The organism is Anaeroplasma sp., from assembly GCF_034179385.1.
Lineage (GTDB): Bacteria > Bacillota_I > Bacilli_A > Acholeplasmatales > Anaeroplasmataceae > Anaeroplasma.
The window spans coordinates 1-19,194 of record NZ_JAXFPY010000135.1 but is presented as its reverse complement, the minus strand read 5'-3'; the positions used below and the strand labels follow the sequence as shown (position 1 = coordinate 19,194).

The window sequence follows — 19,194 nt, the reverse complement described above, 5'->3', positions numbered from 1 at the left end:
CATGAAGGAAATCATATGTATTACATGCCCAAGAGGCTGTCATTTAACTGTCGATGAGGTATCAAAAAAAGTTAGGGGGAATTCTTGTCCAAAAGGAGAGGCCTATGGGCTTTGTGAGGTATTCGATCCGAAAAGAGTGATTACCTCAACTGTAGTTCTTTTAGGTTCTGATTTAAAAAGATTACCTGTTAGAACAGATAAGCCTATTTCTAAAAATCTTATGTTTGATGTTATGAAGGAATTAGATAAAATTCAAGTAAAATCTCCAGTAAAATGTGGAGACATCATCATTAAAAATATATTAGGTACGGATGTAAATATTATATCCTCTAGAGATTTATAGGAGAAACTATGACAGAAACAAAGAAAAGAAGATATATTATCGCACTAGATCAAGGTACTACCTCCTCTCGTGCTGTAGTATTTGATAATTCGGGTAAAATTGTCCAAGAGGTTCAAAAGGAATTCAAGCAAATCTATCCTCACCCAGGCTGGGTTGAGCATGATGCGATGGAAATCTACGCAAGCCAGTACTCTGTTATGACAGAGGCAATTGCTCAGTGTGGTATCAGGCCGTGGCATATCTTAGCGATTGGTATTACCAATCAAAGAGAAACTACAATTGCTTGGAATAAAGAAACCGGAAAGCCAATCTATAATGCCATTGTATGGCAGTGTAGAAGAACATCCTCTATTGTTGAGGAGGTCAGACGGGATGGGCTTCAGGATTATATAAAGGAAAATACAGGGTTGGTATTAGATGCGTATTTTTCTGCGACAAAGATGAAATGGATTTTAGATAATGTTGAAGGCGCAAAAAAGCTTGCACAAGAGGGTAAGCTTATGTTTGGTACAGTAGATACATGGTTGATTTGGAAATTGACGGAGGGTAAGGTTTTTGCCACAGATTATACAAATGCTTCACGTACTATGCTGTTTAATATTAAAAAGCTTGAGTGGGATCAAAAGCTTTGTGATTATTTTGGAATTCCCATTTCATGTCTTCCTACAGTAAAGAAATCTAGTGATGATTTTGGTACGGTATCTATTTTTGGATATGAAATTCCTATTGCCGGTGTTGCCGGTGACCAACAGTCTGCCCTATTTGGGCAAGCATGCTTCCATGAAGGAGATATAAAAAATACCTATGGTACTGGATGCTTCTTGCTTATGAATACAGGAGAGCATTATGTTGAAAGTAAGAATGGACTTGTCACTACCATTGCTGCAAGCTATAACGATAAAATTCAATATGTACTTGAGGGCTCTGTCTTCGTTGGTGGTGCTGTTGTACAGTGGCTAAGGGATGAATTACACTTAATTACAGATTCCTCGGATAGTGAATATTTTGCCCGAAAGGTTAAAGATAATAATGGGGTATATGTCGTACCTGCCTTCACAGGTCTTGGTGCACCACACTGGGATATGTATGCAAGAGGTACAATCTTTGGTTTAACCAGGGGATGCAATAGAAATCACATTATTCGTGCTTGCTTAGAGGGTATTGCTTATCAAACCATGGATGTAATGGATGCAATGAAGCAAGATACTGGCCTTGAAATTGTAAATTTAAAGGTTGATGGTGGTGCATCCAAAAATAATTTCTTAATGCAATTCCAAGCCGATGTATGTGAATGCAGAGTTGAGCGTGCAAAAGTTATGGAAACAACTGCCTTAGGTGTTGCTTATTTAGCTGGACTAAAGGTTGGGGTATGGTCATCCGTCGATGAAATAAAAGGCATATGGGCATATGATGCATGCTATAATCCATCTATGGATAAGAACCAAAAGAAGGAATATGTTAAGAAATGGCATAAAGCAATTAAAATGTGCCAAGGATGGGAAATGGAAGAATAGTTGGTGGCTATAAGCCACCTTTCTATCTTTTTTTCTTAAAAAGTATAATTATTACTTAAAATTTAAATGATTTATTGTTATAATAAAATAATCTTATCTAAGGAGTTGAATTTTATGTCAAAATGGATAGAAGGCATCCCATCCTATAGGGATAGCGATGTATTAACCAATAAAGATTTATACAAAATGGCAGTAGATTATGTTGCTGAATATGAAGAGGGTAATTTAAAGCTTTTTTGCTTTTCAAAGGATTATGATGTAAGAACAGGTGTATCCATTACAGGTCGTACAGGATATGATGTTGTATATATCCTAGTTCGTTCATCCTTAGCTCCAGAGCAGGTAAAGATGACTGAATTTGAAAGGCATGTCTTAATCGCAAAAAGCTTTATTTATGGACAATCCTGTTATTTTGCATCCGTTGGAATTGGTTCTAAGGATGAAGCAAGAAGATTATCATCCTTAGCCTTAAAGGGTGATGATTATTACTATACCTACAAGGGCTTAGAATATGTACCAAGAGCGAATTATGATTCTCATGAAATCTTAGTTTTACAGGCTCTAGAGGAATTAGGTGTTGGCTATTATATTAAGAACGCAGATAATTTCAAAAAGCTTATTGGTGATGATTGTAAGCTATATTTAGAGGATGGTACTATAGTTAGCGGATATAATAATGTTTGTAGCTTCTATGATAAATGCTTTTTAGGCTTGAGGGAGAAGGGTGTTAAAACCGATTATTTCTTAGCAAAATCAGATAATTTGCCCGCACTTTACATAGAATATGTTGTGGATGGCTCTGCAACAGGTAGAGTTGTATATGTTAAGGTAGATGATTCTGATGGATTAATTACGGAATTAAGATATGATTCTCCATTAAAGCATAAGATTTCTTTTCGATGATTTTGGACCGTTTATGGTCCTTTTTTTGAGGGAGTATATGAAATATATATTATTTGATTTAGATGGCACATTAATGGATTTTAATAAGGGTGAGGCAAATGCATTTATAGATACTATGATGCATTTTAAGGCTTATATTCCCAAAAAAGAGGAGATTTCTCATTTTAGCCTTTTAAATGAAAAGCTATTTAATCAATTTGCTAAAGGGGAAATGACAAGAATTGAATTCCAAGAAAAAAGATTTAAGGAAATCATGGAGTATTTAGGTATGGATGGAGACATCTCCTTATTTAACAAATATTATGTGGAATCCTTAAAATACCAAGCAGATTTATTTGATGGAGTAGTAGATGTATTAGAAGAATTATCTAAAAAATATAGACTTTTTATTGCATCTAATGGAATGAATCAGGTTCAAATAAAAAGACTTAAAAAAGCAGGAATTTATGATTATTTTGAAAAAATTTATATATCCGAATGTATTGGTTATAATAAGCCAGATAAGGAATTCTTTGAATATATTATCAAGGATATAGAGGATGATAATAGAAAGGAATATATCATGATTGGGGATAGATATGATACGGATATCATGGGAGCTAAGAAGGTAGGTATAGATGGTATTTTATTATCTAAAGAAAAAAAGGATTGTATTACCATTTCATCTCTAAAAGATATCTTAAATTTTCTATAAAAATGAGTTTTTACTTGCAAAAGAAGAAAAAAGTTATATAATAATACTCCTACAAGGAGGTAATATATTGAAAAGTGAAGCAAAAAGAATATGTTCTGAGCTAAGGATGCTAAAAAATAAAGGGATTCATGCTTCTCGTGAGCTTTTAATGACACTTGCATCTAAGGGAACGTATTGGTACATTGTATTTGCGAATACAAAAGATTTTTCTTCTAGCATGGATGAGCTTTTTGCTGAAGCATGCTAAAGTCCCTGAGGAGGGATTTTTTTGTTTATAAAGAAATTCTAAAGTGTCAAGAAAAAATACTTGACACCTTTTTATTTTATGATATAATGATTCACGTATTATAAAAAACTTATAAAAGGAGTGTATTATATATGGTTAAAATTAGATTACAGAGATTTGGTGCTCACAAGGCTCCTAAGTATCGTATTGTTGCAGCAGATTCAAGATCCCCAAGAGATGGTAAGTTCTTAGAGATTTTAGGTACTTATAACCCATTAACTAACCCAGCTACAGTAAATGTTGATGCTGAAAAGGTTAATGCTTGGATTGCAAAGGGTGCACAGCCAACGACTACTGTTAAGAACATTTTAGTAGCAAACAAAGTTATTTCTAAGTAAGAGGTTTTGCTATGGTAAAGTTTGAAGAGTTAATCAAGAGCTTAATTCTTCCTTTAGTAGCTTATCCTCAGGACGTTGAAATTATACGTTTGAATGATTCTGAAGATGACCTTCAGTATCAGGTAAAGGTTAATCCAAGTGACTTAGGCAGAGTAATCGGTAAGGGTGGAGTCATTGCTAAGGCTATCCGTACTGTATTATATGCTGGAGCTTCTAAAGAAGGAAAAAAGATACACCTAGATATTGACGCAAAGTAAAAAAGAGGGAAAACCCTCTTTTTGTTTTACAAAAAAATTGTTATAATATAAAAAACGACAAAAAAGGAGACCTTTATATGAAAAAATATTTTAGCGCTATTGCACTAGGTATATCTATACTTGCATTAGCTTCCTGCGGTGGTGGAAATAACCCAGAAACTACAACAGTAGAACAACCTACAACTACAACAACAGCAGCTCCATCTAATGTGGTAACATTTGATGCGCGTTATTCAACAGGTACCTTAAATGATAAGGGATTAGCGGATGATATCCAAGATGGTACAATCCTACATGCTTGGAATTGGAGCTACAATACAATTAAAGAAAATATGGAGATGATTGCAAAGAGTGGCTATACAGCAGTTCAAACATCTCCAGTACAGCAATGTAAATCAACAACTAAGCAAGGCGCTTGGTCTTCCGAATGGCATAAGCTATATCAGCCTGTTGCCTTTAGTATTGCTGAGGATTCTTATTTGGGAACAAAAGAAGAGCTTAAGGAAATGTGTCAGGTTGCAGAATCCTATGGCGTTAAGGTCATAGTAGATATAGTATCGAACCATTTAGGAAATGACAATACTGGTGAGGCTGGTACATATGCTGAGGCCATTGAAACCTATGAGCCAGAGATTTTTGCAAATAAAAATAAGTATTTCCATTTGACAAATCATAATGTATCGGATGATAACGCAAAGACGGTTACTTATTATATGCTATCGAACCTACCGGATTTAAATACAAGTAATGAATATGTTCAAGGAAGAGTTATTTCTTTACTTGAGGAATGTATTGATTGTGGTGTTGATGGATTTAGATTTGATGCTGCAAAGCATATTGAAACGCCAGATGATGGTGGATATGCTTCGAATTATTGGCCAAATATTTTATCTGCTGCAACAAAATATGCAGATGAGACCTATGGCACAAAATTATATTATTATGGTGAGATTTTAAATACCTGTGGTGGAGGAAGAAAATATGATTCCTACACAAAGTATATGAGTATTACAGATAATAAACATGGTACAAACATTCAGTCTAAATTGTCTTCTAAATATATTCTAAATTCATTAAATTATTCCTTTAGTGATGATGGAACTAAGGCTGTAGTTTGGGCTGAATCTCATGATACCTATGCCGATGGTACAACCCAGGGTGCAACTCAGGATTCAATGAATAGAATTTACGCTCTTGAGGCAGCTAGAAGCGGTGCTGCACCACTATATTTCGCAAGACCGAATTCATCTACTGCAATGGGTGCAATGGGTACAAAGGCATGGAAATCTGCAGAGGTTGCTGCAATTAATAATTTCCATAATGCAATGCTTGGAAAGAATGAAACAATTTCCTACCAAAACAATCATGTTTTAGTTGAAAGAGGAACAGATGGTGTTGCTATTTTATCAAGCTTCTCTGTTAAAAAGGAAAAGGAAGTTGAATTTGAGGCTAAGGCGATTGCGGATGGTAAATATTATGATCATGTAACTGGCAAAGAGATTGTTGTTTCTAATGGTGTAATTAAGGGCACAATGTCTACTGCAGGTATTATGGTATTAATGAAGTCAGAACCAGATATTACTCCTGAGGTAGTCGTATCTAGTGAAATGGGATATTTCTATGATACTTATGATGTTACAGTTTCTCCAAAGAATGCAACATCAGCATCCTATAGTATCAATGGTGGTGATGAGGTAGCCTTTGATTCAGAAACAAAAGTAACCTTAACTCCAGATGATGAAGGTGTTGCTACACTTAGCGTTACGGTAAAGAAGGATAACAAGACCGTTACTGAGGTGTATAAGTATTATCAAGTAGAAAAGAGAGATGGCTATGTTGCAATTTCTGGTCTAAAGGATACTACTGAAAATCGATACCTTGCTTGGGTATGGCCAACAGGTAAGGATGGTCATTGGGAAGAGGTTGTTGTTTCTGGTGATGTTGCATATATTAAAGTTCCTGTGGATGAAGAAGGCAATTCATTAATTGCAAAGTCTAATTATTTATTAGCATCTTTCCCTAAGGATTATGATATTGAATCCTTATATGGCACTTCAGCAAGTGTTTGGGACGATAAGACCGGTCAAACAAGTGATTATAAGATGCAAGAGGATGTCATTGAGGTTTGTACAATTTAATTGAATAGAATTGCAGCCCTAAGGGCTGCTTTCTTTTCATATTTTTTGTAAAAAAATTTAAAATAGACATGAATAATGTCAAAAAAGCATTTATAATGCTATTAGAAATAGAAAAAGGAGTTGGTTTTAATGCTTAAAGAAGGATTTGTTATATGTGAGGAAGAGGAAAAAAGAAGAATTCTTGAAGAAAATACAATGAAAAATTATATTTTTATGACTCCAAACATTCTTTTTAAAAATATATATGGTGGTGTAAAGAAGGAAGCCTTATTCTCTTTGATGGATCATTATTCCTTATCCTATGATCTTGCAAAGGAATATATGAGATATATACCTTATGTTGTGGATAAAACCTATAATAATGTAAAATTAGATTCCTTAGTCAGTGCGAAATCCTATTTAAAGAAGATGGGATTCATAGAGGATAATCCATTATTTAATTATAGATTAAATCAATTCCCCATAACCTTTTTAACCAGTACTCCCACGAAAGAGCTTCAAAAGATTATTGTGGAATTAAAAAAGAAAACAGAGGTTATTCTTTTTACTAAGGAATCCTTAAAACTAAAACCAAACGTTTATGAATATAAATCAATTAAAGAAGAATGCTATGGCATTATGAATGAAATGAAAAAGCTACACGAGGAGGGTATTCCCTATCAAAGAATGTATTTGATAAATATGAGTAGTAATCATGAATTCATATTCAAAAGATTATCGAAAACCTATAATATTCCTATTCACTTTAAACCAATAAGAAACATAACTCATACGGCATTTGCTAAAAAATTCCTTCATTTATTAGAGGAAAAGGAATCCTTTAGTGAAATACTTGCCACAGTAGGAGATTCAAACTATATTAAGCCTTTAATGGCATTAATTAGCGATTATTCCTTAGAGGATAAAAGCCCTAAAGATTATATCGATTTCTTTCAAAGAGAATTTAAAAACTTTAAATATGAGGATACTCTATATGAGGATATGGTAAATGTATCGGATATCGTATCCTTAGGAGATATGGATTATGCCTTTTATATGGGATTTAACCAAGGCGTTTCTCCAAAAATCTATAAGGATGAGGAATATTTATCCGATTCCTTACTTCACGAATTAGGACTTTCTACATCGGTAGAAAAGAATATTGAAGAACGAAATAAATTAATATTCTTTATAGAAAACACAAAGAATTTATTTATATCCTATCCGATTAAGGTTCAGGTTAATGAATTATATCCATCCTCCTTAATTCAAGCGTTAGATTTAAAGACCTACACGAAGGATGCCCCTCTTGGCTATTCCTTAGCTGAGGATAATTTAAGGCTTAGTGTGGATATGTCTATATATGATAAAACAAAGGAGATTTCACCTAAGCTTGAATTCTACAATGTAGAACATATTCCATATAACACCTATGATAATACATTCAAGGGTATTTCTAAATGGCACATGGAAGAAAGATTTAAGGAGAATGCATCCATTTCCTTATCCTATTCTACAATGAAGTATTATTTCGAATGTCCATTCCATTATTATTGCGATAATATCTTAAAGCTATCTACCTTTGAATCGACCTCCGCAACAAGATTAGGTACCTATTCTCATGCGGTTTTACAGGATTCCTATAATAGCGATTTTGATTTTGTAAAATCGACAGAAAAGAACCTTAATGAAGGAATTAAGGATCTTAATTCAAAGGATGCCCTTAAGGATAAATTCTATTTTAATCAAATGAATGAAATATTAATGAATTTAATTCACTATAATAAGCATCACGAGGAAATAAGTGAGCTCAAAAATGTATTATGTGAAGAGCATATTATATTTGAAGAAGGAAATTTAAAATTCCATGGATTTATCGATAAGCTTTTATATGCAGAAATCAACGGTGAGATTTATGCAGCAATTATGGACTATAAAACAGGCAAGGATTATATTACATTAGATAATGTAGAAGATGGATTCCATTTACAGCTACCTTCTTATATGTATTTATTATCTAAAGCAGAAAGATTTAAGGGTAAAAAAATTCATATTATTGGTATTTATTTACAAAAGGTAAATATGATTGCATTAGATCGTAATTTAGATAAGCTTGAGCAAAGAGAAAAAAGCTTCCGTCTTCAAGGCTTTACAATATCAGATCCAGCTTTAATTTTAATGCTTGATCCATTCTATAATAAAAGTGATTATATTCAATCTATGATGACAACGAAAAATGGGAATTTTGGTAGATTTGCGAAGCTATTAAGTGAAGAACAAGAGGAGGATTTAATTGAGCTTGTGGATGTGTTTATTCATAAAACTAAAGATGGAATTATGGAAGCACAATTTGATATAGCACCAAAAAGAATTGAAGGAAATGATGTTTCCTGTACATTCTGTAAATATAAGGATATTTGCTTCAAGAAATATGAAGATTATGTTTTCTTAGAGGAAAAGAAATTTGGAAGTGAGGTGGAATAATGGCTTGGACAAAAGAACAAGATGAAGCTATTCATAGAAGAGGAGAATCGATTATTGTTTCTGCGGGTGCAGGTAGTGGAAAAACTGCAGTACTTTCAGAAAGAATACTAGATTATTGCAAGCAGGGAAACGATATAAGAAGAGTATTGGTCTTGACCTTCACTGAGGCTGCAGCCTTTGAAATGAAGGAAAGAATCAGAAAGAAGCTTAAGGAAAACCAATTATTTGAACAAGCTGAACTTATTGATTCTACCTACATCACAACCTTTGATTCCTACTCTTTATCCATTGTGAAAAAATATTATTATATGCTTGGCTTAAAAAAAGGCATTTCTATCATGGATGGTGCTTTAATTTCGGTTAAGAAGGAAGAAATCATAAGAAATTTATTTACAGAATATTACTTGAGTGAAAATCAAAAATTTCTATCCTTCTTAAAAAAATACTCCCTTCAGGATGATAAGAGTGTATTTAAAATGGTATACGATATGTCTTATACCTTAGAATTAATCGTTGATTTCGATCTATTTATAAAGAATTATGAGAATGATTATTTTTCAAATTCCAAGATGAATGAAATTCTAAACTGTTATTATAAATATACACAAGAAGAGGTATCTATAGTAATCGATTTATTAAAGGATTTAAAGCTTCTGGCATCCTATGATTCTCCAAGTGTATCCTTATATGAAACCTTAGATTTATTCCTATCCCATATTTCTATTCAGGATTCTTATGAAAATTTATATAGCGAACTAGGTGGCTTTGAACTACCTAGAGTAAGCCCTAAGGCAAGCGACAGAGTCAAGGAATTAAAGAAAGAGGCCTCAGATCGTCTATCGGATTTGAAAAAGAATGTTTTTAAGAATTATGAGAGTCTTTCATCAATGAAGGAGGAAATACTTTCCATTAAGGAGGATGTATTATTCCTACTTGATATGACTAAGGAGGTCTTGGATCGTTTATTTGAATATAAAAAGGAAGTCAATATGTTTGGCTTTATGGATATCGCTAAGCTTTTGATTGCTTTAGTCAAGAATAATGAAGAAATAAGATTAGAATTAATGCATTCCTACGATGAAATATTAGTAGATGAATATCAGGATACCTCAGATATCCAAGAAACCTTCCTATCCTTAATCGAAAATAATAATCGATATATGGTAGGTGATATTAAGCAAGCAATCTATCGCTTCCGTAATGCAAATCCTTATATTTTTAAAGAAAAATATAATCGCTTTTCCGCACATGATTCAGGCTATAAAATTGATTTAACCTATAATTTTAGATCTAGATCTGAGGTGTTAGATAATATTAATTTATTATTTAATTCTTTAATGAGTGACGATTTAGGTGATGCGAATTATATACAGGATCATCAGATGCAATTTGGTCAAAAGGATTATTTAAAATTAGAACAGAATATCGATTTCAATTTAGATATATTAAGCTATGAAATGGATGAGGAATCTAATTTCAGCCAAGCAGAAATTGAAGCATTCATTATTGCAAAGGATATAAAAACTAAGCTTTCTATGAATATAAAGGCATTACATAAGGAAGGATTCTCTCCTATATCCTATAACGATTTTGCGATACTTATATCGGATGCAAAGGAATTCTTAACCTTTAAATCGATTTTTGAATATTTAAATATTCCATTATCGATTGAAGCGTCCTTAGATTTAAAGCAATCGATATTACCAACATTATTTAAGAATATCTTTATTGTATTATCGAATACCTTAGAAAAGAAGTATGACCAAGAATACTATCACGCTTTAGCAAGTATCGCAAGAAGCTTCTTATATGAATATACAGATGAGGATATTTATCGATTCATTTACTTGAAGGAGAATTATCCGATTTTAGAGGATTTTCATTCCTTAATCCCCTATCTTGATTCTTCCTATAGTACTTTATTTTATAAAATGAATGATGTATTTCATATTTATGATAGATTATCTAAAATTGGTGATGTGGATTCATCCTTAGTAGTCTTAGAATATATGCATACCATAATCTCAAGCTTTGATGAGCTGGGCTATGATATTCATGAGGCTAAAGGCTATATCAAGGCTTTATTAGATTCTGAAATTAAAATGGAATATAAGCCAGAATCCTCTAGAAAGGATGCCGTAAGAATTATGACGATTCATAAGTCGAAAGGCTTAGAGTTCCCTTATGTCTATTTCCCACTTTTGACCAAGGTCTTTAATCAGGCAGATATGAGAGCGACGGTAGGCTTATCGAAAAAATATGGTATTTTCATTCCTTTCGTGGATGATGGACAATCCTCAACGATTATAAAAAGCCTATATTCTAAGGAGGTTCATGATGAGGATTTATCCGAAAAGGTAAGATTGTTATATGTTGCCCTAACACGTGCAAGAGAAAAGATGATTCTAATTCTTCCAAAGAGCGCTCCAAAGAATATAACAAAGAATAATATGAAATCCTTTGCGGATATGATTTCTTATGCGAATAGCTTAAATAGCTATTATAAGGATATAGAGCTTGCGGATTATGATATCTCTGATTATAAGCTATCCTTGAAGAAAAAAGAAAAATTTAATGGAAGTATCAAGCTAGAATACAAGAATGAGGAATTCCCTAAGGAGGTATTTAAGCAACAAATCTCTAAGGAATTATCTCATCTTCCTTCTAAAGAGGAAAAGAAAGTATTAGAGCTAGGTACTAAATTCCATCTAGCATTAGAGGCAATCGATTTTAAGAATATAGATTTAGATTCTATGCCTATGGATTCGTTTATTAAAGAAACCTTAAAGGAAGTATTAAAGAACGAAATATTTAAAAATATTTCTAATGCAAAGGATTATCATGAACATGAATTCTATTTCAATGATGGGAATAATACCTATCATGGTAGTATCGATTTAATGCTTGAATATAAGGATCATATTGATATTATCGATTATAAGCTATCCAATATAGATTCTATAGAATATAGAAGACAGCTATCGATTTATAAGAAATACGCAGAAAAATCTAGCGGAAAGAAAGTGGATTGCTATTTATTATCTTTACTAAAAAAGAAAATTGAAAAAATCGAATTATAATAGAAATGGCTTCGGCCATTTTTATTGATTTTTTAGGGTTAAAATAGTATACTTAAGGTAATTAGTGAGGTCGATTTTATGAAGTATTATATGTGTGGCCATATTATGACAACTCATGGTATTCATGGGGATTTAAAAGTAAAAAATTATTCTGATTTTGATCGCTTTCAAAAGGGTGCAAAATTATATATTTTACATGGAAAGGATTATATCCTAGTTAAGGTATTAAAGGCCTCTAGCTTTGGGAATTACCTTCTTGTTCGCTTTGATGGATTAGAGGATATTAATTTCGTTGAAAAGTACCATAGTGATGATATTTATATTGCTGAAGAGGATAGAAGAGATACTCTAGAGGATGGAGAATTCTATTATTCCGATTTGATTGGTAAGAAGGTTATCAATCAAGATGGAGAAGATAGAGGTATGGTAGAAGAAATAAGAGAAATGCCTCATAAGAAATATTTAGCCATTCGCTATAAGGATAAGATTCACCTTGTTCCATTTATGGAAGAATTCATTGGTGATGTTTCTGAAAAAATCGTTGTAAAGGAAATTGAGGGATTGTTTTGAAAATAAAAATTTTAACCTTATTTCCGGATATGTTTACCGGATTTATTGATGAATCTATTATAAAGCGTGCCATTGAAAAGGGCGTTGTTGAGGTTTCTTTAATTGATATAAGACAATATTCGCAAGATAAGCATAAGCATGTGGATGATACACCTTGCGGAGGTGGCGCTGGCATGGTAATGGCAGTTGATGTTGTCGATAGGTGCATCAAGGCAAATACAAATGAACATAGCCATATCGTCATGATGACACCACAGGGTGAAACCTATAATCAGAAGAAGGCATTAGAGCTTTCTAAGCTCGATGAGCTTGTCCTTCTTTGTGGACACTATGAGGGCTTTGACGAAAGAATTAGAAGCTATGTTGATGAGGAGGTTTCCATTGGTGATTTCGTGCTTACCGGTGGGGAAATTGCCGCAATGGTCATTTCGGATTCTGTTATAAGATTATTAGATCATGCGATAAGAAAGGAATCTTATATGGAGGATTCCTTCTCTATAGGACTATTAGAATATCCACAATACACAAGACCTATTGAATATGATGGTATGAGAGTTCCTGATGTTTTATTAAGTGGAAATCATAAGAATATTGAAACATTTAGAAAAAAGGAATCCTTAAGAAGAACCTATAAAAAAAGGCCAGATTTGTTAAACAAATACAAATTAAATAAAGAAGAAGAAAAACTTTTAAAAGAAATTATTGAGGAGGAAAAAGTATGAGACAAGCTGGAATGTTGCTTCACATTTCATCACTTCCAAGTGAGTATTCCATTGGTTCGATTGGTAAGAGTGCTTATCAATTTATTGACTTTTTGGAAAAAGCAGGACAAAAGGTATGGCAGATTATGCCTATAGGACCAACTTCCTATGGTGATTCTCCATATCAAGGCGTGAGCGCATTTGCGTTCAACCCATATTTTATTGATTTAGAACTATTAGTTTCTGATGGATTATTAGAGGAATCTGAACTTCCAGAGAAAAGAAGATGCTACAAGGCAGATTATGGTTATTTATTTAATAACCGCTTTAATGTTTTAAGAAAGGCATTCAAAAGAAGAAGAAAGGTTCAAGCTAAATTTAAAAAATTCCGTGACGAGGAAGAATATTGGCTAAAGGATTATGCTGTTTATATGGTATTAAAGGAAAACCATAACTATGCATCCTGGGATACATGGGAGGATGATTTTAAATATAGAAATCCTAAGGCCTTAGAAAAGTTTATGGAAGAGGAAAAGGAAAGAATTCTTGAATGGCAATTCTACCAATTCATATTCTATGATCAATGGATTAGATTAAAGAAATATGCGAACGCTCACGGAGTATCTATTATGGGGGATATGCCAATTTATTGTGCATATGATTCTGTAGATGTTTGGGCAAACCCTGGTGATTTCCAGCTGGATGGTGCGCTAAAGCCATATGCGGTTGCAGGATGTCCACCAGATGCCTTCAGTGCCGATGGTCAGCTTTGGGGTAACCCTCTTTATAACTGGGGCAGAATGAAGCAAGAGGGCTATGCTTGGTGGGTAGCTAGAGTGAAGCATGCCCTAAAGGTATTTAATATTTTAAGAATTGACCATTTTAGAGGCTTTGCCGGATATTTTTCTATTCCTTATGGTGCACCAAACGCAAAGGGTGGACATTGGGAGGATGGCCCTAGATACGAGTTATTTGAAAAGATTAAGCAGGAATGCCCTAATGCCAATATTGTAGCTGAGAATTTAGGCTTATTAACTCCGGATGTAGAGGAACTATTAGCACAGTGTGGCTTCCCAGGAATGAATATCTTCCAATTTGAGTGGGGAGATTGGAACTGGAGAGTACCTATTTATAAGGGATATCCAACCAACAACGTATTCTATTCTGGTACGCATGATAACCAAATGATTTCCTCCTTCTATGAATCGTTATAGGAATGGCAGAAGCTAAAGGTTAATGCGCTTGTGGGTATTAACTGGGGAGATTGGCCAGCAAGAAAAATTATTGAATGGTGTATGAGAACGGCCTGTGATACTTGTATTATTCCACTTCAGGATTATTTGGGATTAATGGATGAACAGGGTAGAATGAATATTCCATCGAAAGCATCTGGCAACTGGCAATATATGGCAAAGCCTGAGGACTTCAGTGAAGATTTATTAAATTATATTAAGTGGATTACAAAGGATTCAAATCGATAATATGTATAATTACATCATAACTACGGATGACATAAGTGCCGCAAACGAAAAAATTGAACAAATTAAAAAAAGCCTGTCATCCGAGTATGATGAAATAGGCTATGATATCGAAGAGGAAGGTGTATTATCCTTAGTCGATGAGCTTACAACCATATCCTTATTTGATACATTAAAATTCATTACTGTAAAGGGTGCTGAGGCAATTACTAAGCAATCGGAATCTGCCCTTAAGGAATTATATACAGCTATGAATGACAGAAGTTCAGAAAATGTATTGATTTTCTTATTCACAAAGGATACAGACTACCAAAAGAGCGATAAATTCAAAAACTTAAGAAAATATGCAACCTATATCGATATTAGAATAAAGAATATCCCCCTAGATCAATATGCCAAAAGGCAGTTTGAAGAGGATGGATATAAGATTCAAGAGCAAACGCTAAATCTACTCATTACCTATGTAGATAGCCTATCTAGCTTACAAAGAGCAATAGAAATCCTAGAATTATATAAGGCAGAGGAGAAAAAGATTACAACACCAGATGTTGAACTTATGGTATCTAAGCCGCTCGATAATGATGTATATCAATTGATCAGTGCATTTTTAAGCTATCATACAAAAGAAGTATTTTCTATTTATAGGGATTTGAAGATTTTAACAAAAATTCAATCCTCCTTCTTGGTTTCTTTGCTGATTAATAAATTTCAGGAAATGTATAATGTTTCTATTTTACTTAAAGGTGGCATGAGCCAAAATGATATTGCCGCTTTATTTAATGTATCCTCTGGTAGAGCCTACTATATGGTACGTAATGCGAAATCCTCTTCTTTATCTAAAATAAAGTCAAATTTAGAGGATTTAGTTCAATTAGAGGCGGATATCAAAAGTGGTAAAATTAAGGATGATTTAGGATTAGAATTATTCTTCTTAAAATAAATAAATAAAACAAAAAAAAGAACTGCTCAAACAGTTCTTTTTTTAAGTTAAAACATATCTATTACTTTAATGTATTAACTGCAGAAGCTAATTCAGACTTATGTCTAGCAACATAATTCTTATGAACGATGCCCTTAGCCTGTGCCTTGTCTAACTTCTTATAAGCGTAGCTTAAAGCTTCCTGTGCTTTAGCAGCATCTTTAGCCTCAACTGCAGCGAATACAGCCTTCATTGCAGTTTTTAAAGATGATTTGAATGCTACATTTGCTTTTCTAGCCTTTTCATTTGTACCAACACGCTTAATCTGTTGTTTAATGTTTGCCATAGTTTTTCACCTCCGCTATCACATGCAATGACAATTATATCATTACAGAAATACTAAATCAAGTAAAAATTTAAATTTTTCCATGTTTAAAGAAGCATGAGTTTTCATTACTTTCATGCTCAAAATGGAAGAAATTTTTTATAAGCCGTAGGAAGTGCAATTTGTGTATTTATTTCTTCTATACTATAGGATGGATAATCCTTTAAATCCCTTGTATAAGCTATATAGGCTTTAATATTCCATAGCTGATGAGAGAAGATGTGCTTACCCTTCTTCATAAGAGTAATATTTTGAATATCTAGATCATATTTTTCCTTAATGGAATCTATGATTTCAAATTCACTCATATAGGAGTCGAGTAGTATAGGTGCATTTAAGCCCTTTAATACACCATCCTCCTTCGGAAGAAATATATATCTATCCTGATCTGTTATAAAAATCATGCTATATTCGAAATATTCCTTTTCTGGCTTTATCTTTTTCTTAGGAAATTCAAATACTTTATTTTCCTTATAGGCCTTACATAAGCCATTTAATGGACATTTATCGCATAGGGCCACCTTTGGCATACAAATGGTTGCACCAAGATCCATTAGGGCTTCATTGAATGCGCCATAATCCTTATCCATAATCGATTCAATATATTCCTTATATTGCTTTTTTGTTGATTCCTTTAATATATCAGAATCATCTAGATTCAATCTTGTAAATATTCTTAAAACATTACCATCTACAGCTGCATATTTTAAATTATATGCTCTAGATAATATAGCACCAGCTGTATATGCTCCAATACCAGGAAGCTGGATTGCATCCTTATAGGAATTAGGAAATACACCATTATGATGATTTACAATCTCTATAGCGCATTTTTTTAAATTTTTTGCTCTAGAATAATATCCGAGGCCCTCCCATAATTTAAATAGCTTATCCTCTGCTATATTTGCTAAATCATAGAAGCTTGGAACCTCTTGAATAAAACGATTGAAATAAGGAATTACTGCTTGAACTCTTGTTTGCTGAAGCATTATTTCACTTAAATATATTTGATAGGAATCTACATTTCCTCTCCAAGGTAAGTCTCTTTTGTTTTCCTTAAACCAAGAGAGGATTAACGAATAGAATGTGTTCATAAAATCACCATGAGTATTATAGCATAATTTGATAAAAATAACCTAAAAAATAATAAAAAATAAGGACATTTTACGAGGCGTTGTGAAATTAAAAAATGGCTTAACTAAGCCATATTTTTGTGGTATAATGAATTTGTCGACGAAAGCGGCTAATAGTTTTAAAACTAAGATAAAATACTTTTTGAAAGAAGATTGATTTATTTCTTTTAGAATAATCGTTTCTATGATATAATATCTTTGATATTTTTCATAGGAAGTGATTTTATGACATTACCTAATAAACTAACAATAGGTAGAATTATAGCAGTACCTCTAATGGTTACGGTTGCATGTATTCCTGCATTAAATGATCATTATATTTTTCATGATAGTGGTTGTTATTTGACTATTGCAAATTTCGTTAATTTAATGATATTTATTCTTGCATCGATTACCGATTTTTTGGATGGTCACATTGCAAGAAAATATAATTTGGTTACTACATTTGGTAAATTTGCAGACCCACTTGCAGATAAGATGCTTGTATTGACATCCTTTTTAATCTTAATGGTTCAAAATGATCTACAGTATTATCCTGCATCTGTATTAGAAGGATGGCCATATCATCTTACCGTTACACCACTTTGGGCAGTTGCGATCATTTTAATTCGTGAGCTTATGGTTTCAGGAGTTCGACTTGTGGCTGCACAAAAGGGCGAGGTAATTGCTGCTGGAATGTCTGGTAAGGTTAAGACATTTGTTACTATGATTGCTTTAATTTTTGCATTTATTGCAACCGTACATGTATCTATTGCAATCCTTGCGTTAGTATTAGTATATGTTTCAGTAATACTCACAATATATTCTGGTATCGTTTATTTAAAGAATGCTAAGGATATATTACTTGAATCAGTATAATAGGAGGAAAAATATATGGCAGAAGTCACAAGAGAACAAGCTCTTGAAAATGCACTTAAGACCATTGAAAAGGAGTTTGGAAAAGGCTCTGTTATGCGTCTTGGAGATAGAGTAGATCAAAAGGTTGAGGTTATACCTTCTGGTTCTATTGGATTAGATAAGGCCCTAGGTGTAGGTGGCTACCCTAAGGGAAGAGTTATTGAGGTTTATGGGCCTGAATCCTCAGGTAAGACTACATTCGCGCTTCATGCAATTGCAAATGCACAAGCTACCGGTGGCTATGCAGCATTTATTGATGCAGAGCATGCACTAGACCCTGTATACGCAAAAAATTTAGGTGTTGATGTTGAGAATTTAATTTTATCTCAGCCAGACTCAGGCGAACAGGCACTAGAGATTGCAGAAGCATTAATAAAGAGTGGTTCTGTAGATATTATAGTTATTGACTCTGTTGCAGCATTAGTGCCTGAGGCTGAATTAAATGGCGATATGGGAGATTCTCATGTTGGTTTGCATGCAAGATTAATGTCCCAAGCTATGCGTAAGCTATCTGGTATTATTGCTAAAACAAATTGTGTTGCTATCTTCATCAACCAAATTCGTGAGAAGGTTGGTGTTATGTTTGGTAACCCAGAAACTACAACCGGTGGTAGAGCATTAAAGTTTTTTGCCTCCATCCGTATGGAAATCAGAAGGGGCGAAGCTATTAAGGATGGCACAACCGTCATTGGTAACCGTACAGCTATTAAGGTTGTAAAGAATAAGGTTGCCCCACCATTTAAGACTGCAGAGGTAGATATCGTTTACGGTAAGGGTATTTCTAAAATTGGTGAAATTGTCGATATGGCTGTGAATGCAGATATTATTCATAAGAGCGGTGCTTGGTTCTCTTACGAAGGAAATAAAATTGGCCAGGGTAGAGAGAATGCAAAGGAATTCTTATTAAATAATCCTGAGGTGGCAAAGGAAATCGAAGATAAGGTTCGTGCTTTATAATTTATGAAATATGGGACTCGCTAAGAGTCCCTAAATTTCTGTTGACTTTGGATTTTCAATTTGCTATAATGATGTAGCAACCTTGGTAGATGTCGACGTACTCAAGAGGCTCAAGAGGCTTCCCTGCTAAGGAAGTAG

17 protein-coding genes and 1 pseudogene are annotated in these 19,194 nt (G+C 33.4%); 16 read left to right on the top strand and 2 right to left on the bottom strand.

Features of this window, described 5'->3' with window-relative positions:
* The first annotated feature begins 1 nt into the window (after position 1).
* From SPJ17_RS09080 to holA, 14 genes and pseudogenes are all read left to right on the top strand, one after another.
* On the top strand, positions 2–343 hold the full coding sequence (locus tag SPJ17_RS09080; RefSeq protein ID WP_321094972.1) for a DUF1667 domain-containing protein: 342 nt from the start codon (positions 2–4) through the stop codon (positions 341–343).
* A gap of 8 nt (positions 344–351) precedes the next feature.
* A complete protein-coding gene (gene glpK, locus SPJ17_RS09075; protein ID WP_321094970.1) occupies positions 352–1,857 on the top strand; it encodes a glycerol kinase GlpK in 1,506 nt (501 codons plus the stop codon).
* A gap of 114 nt (positions 1,858–1,971) precedes the next feature.
* Positions 1,972–2,760 carry a hypothetical protein gene (locus tag SPJ17_RS09070; RefSeq protein WP_321094968.1) on the top strand — a complete coding sequence of 263 codons (789 nt, stop codon included), beginning with the start codon at positions 1,972–1,974 and terminating at the stop codon, positions 2,758–2,760.
* Positions 2,761–2,797: 37 nt separating this feature from the next.
* Positions 2,798–3,454, top strand: a complete 657-nt coding sequence (locus SPJ17_RS09065) for a YjjG family noncanonical pyrimidine nucleotidase (protein WP_321094966.1) — start codon at positions 2,798–2,800, stop codon at positions 3,452–3,454.
* 67 nt (positions 3,455–3,521) lie between these two features.
* Positions 3,522–3,701 (top strand): hypothetical protein, encoded by a 180-nt coding sequence (locus SPJ17_RS09060; protein WP_321094964.1) that lies wholly within the window; start codon positions 3,522–3,524, stop codon positions 3,699–3,701.
* 131 nt (positions 3,702–3,832) lie between these two features.
* Entirely contained in the window at positions 3,833–4,078 is a 246-nt protein-coding gene (gene rpsP, locus SPJ17_RS09055; RefSeq protein ID WP_321094962.1) for a 30S ribosomal protein S16, read from the top strand.
* 11 nt (positions 4,079–4,089) lie between these two features.
* Positions 4,090–4,335, top strand: a complete 246-nt coding sequence (locus tag SPJ17_RS09050) for a KH domain-containing protein (RefSeq protein ID WP_321094959.1) — start codon at positions 4,090–4,092, stop codon at positions 4,333–4,335.
* 77 nt (positions 4,336–4,412) lie between these two features.
* Complete coding sequence (locus SPJ17_RS09045; protein WP_321094957.1) at positions 4,413–6,473, top strand: alpha-amylase family protein; 2,061 nt, start codon at positions 4,413–4,415, stop codon at positions 6,471–6,473.
* A 129-nt stretch (positions 6,474–6,602) separates the two neighbouring features.
* Positions 6,603–8,936 carry a PD-(D/E)XK nuclease family protein gene (locus SPJ17_RS09040; RefSeq protein WP_321094955.1) on the top strand — a complete coding sequence of 778 codons (2,334 nt, stop codon included), beginning with the start codon at positions 6,603–6,605 and terminating at the stop codon, positions 8,934–8,936.
* The gene (locus SPJ17_RS09035; protein ID WP_321094952.1) at positions 8,936–12,016 is read left to right on the top strand and encodes a UvrD-helicase domain-containing protein; all 3,081 of its coding nucleotides are present in this window, start codon (positions 8,936–8,938) and stop codon (positions 12,014–12,016) included. The genes SPJ17_RS09040 and SPJ17_RS09035 overlap by 1 nt, the downstream gene beginning before the upstream one ends.
* 78 nt (positions 12,017–12,094) lie before the next feature.
* A complete protein-coding gene (gene rimM, locus SPJ17_RS09030; RefSeq protein ID WP_321094950.1) occupies positions 12,095–12,586 on the top strand; it encodes a ribosome maturation factor RimM in 492 nt (163 codons plus the stop codon).
* The gene (gene trmD / locus SPJ17_RS09025; protein ID WP_321094947.1) at positions 12,583–13,308 is read left to right on the top strand and encodes a tRNA (guanosine(37)-N1)-methyltransferase TrmD; all 726 of its coding nucleotides are present in this window, start codon (positions 12,583–12,585) and stop codon (positions 13,306–13,308) included. The genes rimM and trmD overlap by 4 nt, the downstream gene beginning before the upstream one ends.
* Positions 13,305–14,768 (top strand): annotated as a pseudogene (gene malQ / locus SPJ17_RS09020) (4-alpha-glucanotransferase). The gene trmD and the pseudogene malQ overlap by 4 nt, the downstream one beginning before the upstream one ends.
* 1 nt (position 14,769) lies before the next feature.
* Entirely contained in the window at positions 14,770–15,705 is a 936-nt protein-coding gene (gene holA / locus SPJ17_RS09015) for a DNA polymerase III subunit delta (protein ID WP_321094945.1), read from the top strand.
* A 61-nt stretch (positions 15,706–15,766) separates the two neighbouring features.
* On the opposite strand, the gene rpsT is transcribed toward holA, so the two are convergent.
* On the bottom strand, positions 15,767–16,030 hold the full coding sequence (gene rpsT / locus SPJ17_RS09010; protein WP_119015233.1) for a 30S ribosomal protein S20: 264 nt from the start codon (positions 16,028–16,030) through the stop codon (positions 15,767–15,769).
* A 119-nt stretch (positions 16,031–16,149) separates the two neighbouring features.
* Entirely contained in the window at positions 16,150–17,163 is a 1,014-nt protein-coding gene (locus SPJ17_RS09005; protein ID WP_321094942.1) for an A/G-specific adenine glycosylase, read from the bottom strand.
* A gap of 264 nt (positions 17,164–17,427) precedes the next feature.
* Here SPJ17_RS09005 and SPJ17_RS09000 point away from each other — a divergent pair, with 264 nt between their 5' ends.
* Together SPJ17_RS09000 and recA are read left to right on the top strand one after the other, a co-directional pair.
* Positions 17,428–18,060: a CDP-alcohol phosphatidyltransferase family protein gene (locus SPJ17_RS09000; RefSeq protein WP_321094940.1), complete on the top strand. Its 633-nt coding sequence runs from the start codon at positions 17,428–17,430 to the stop codon at positions 18,058–18,060.
* A gap of 15 nt (positions 18,061–18,075) precedes the next feature.
* A complete protein-coding gene (recA, locus tag SPJ17_RS08995) occupies positions 18,076–19,056 on the top strand; it encodes a recombinase RecA (RefSeq protein WP_321094938.1) in 981 nt (326 codons plus the stop codon).
* Positions 19,057–19,194: the final 138 nt, after the last annotated feature.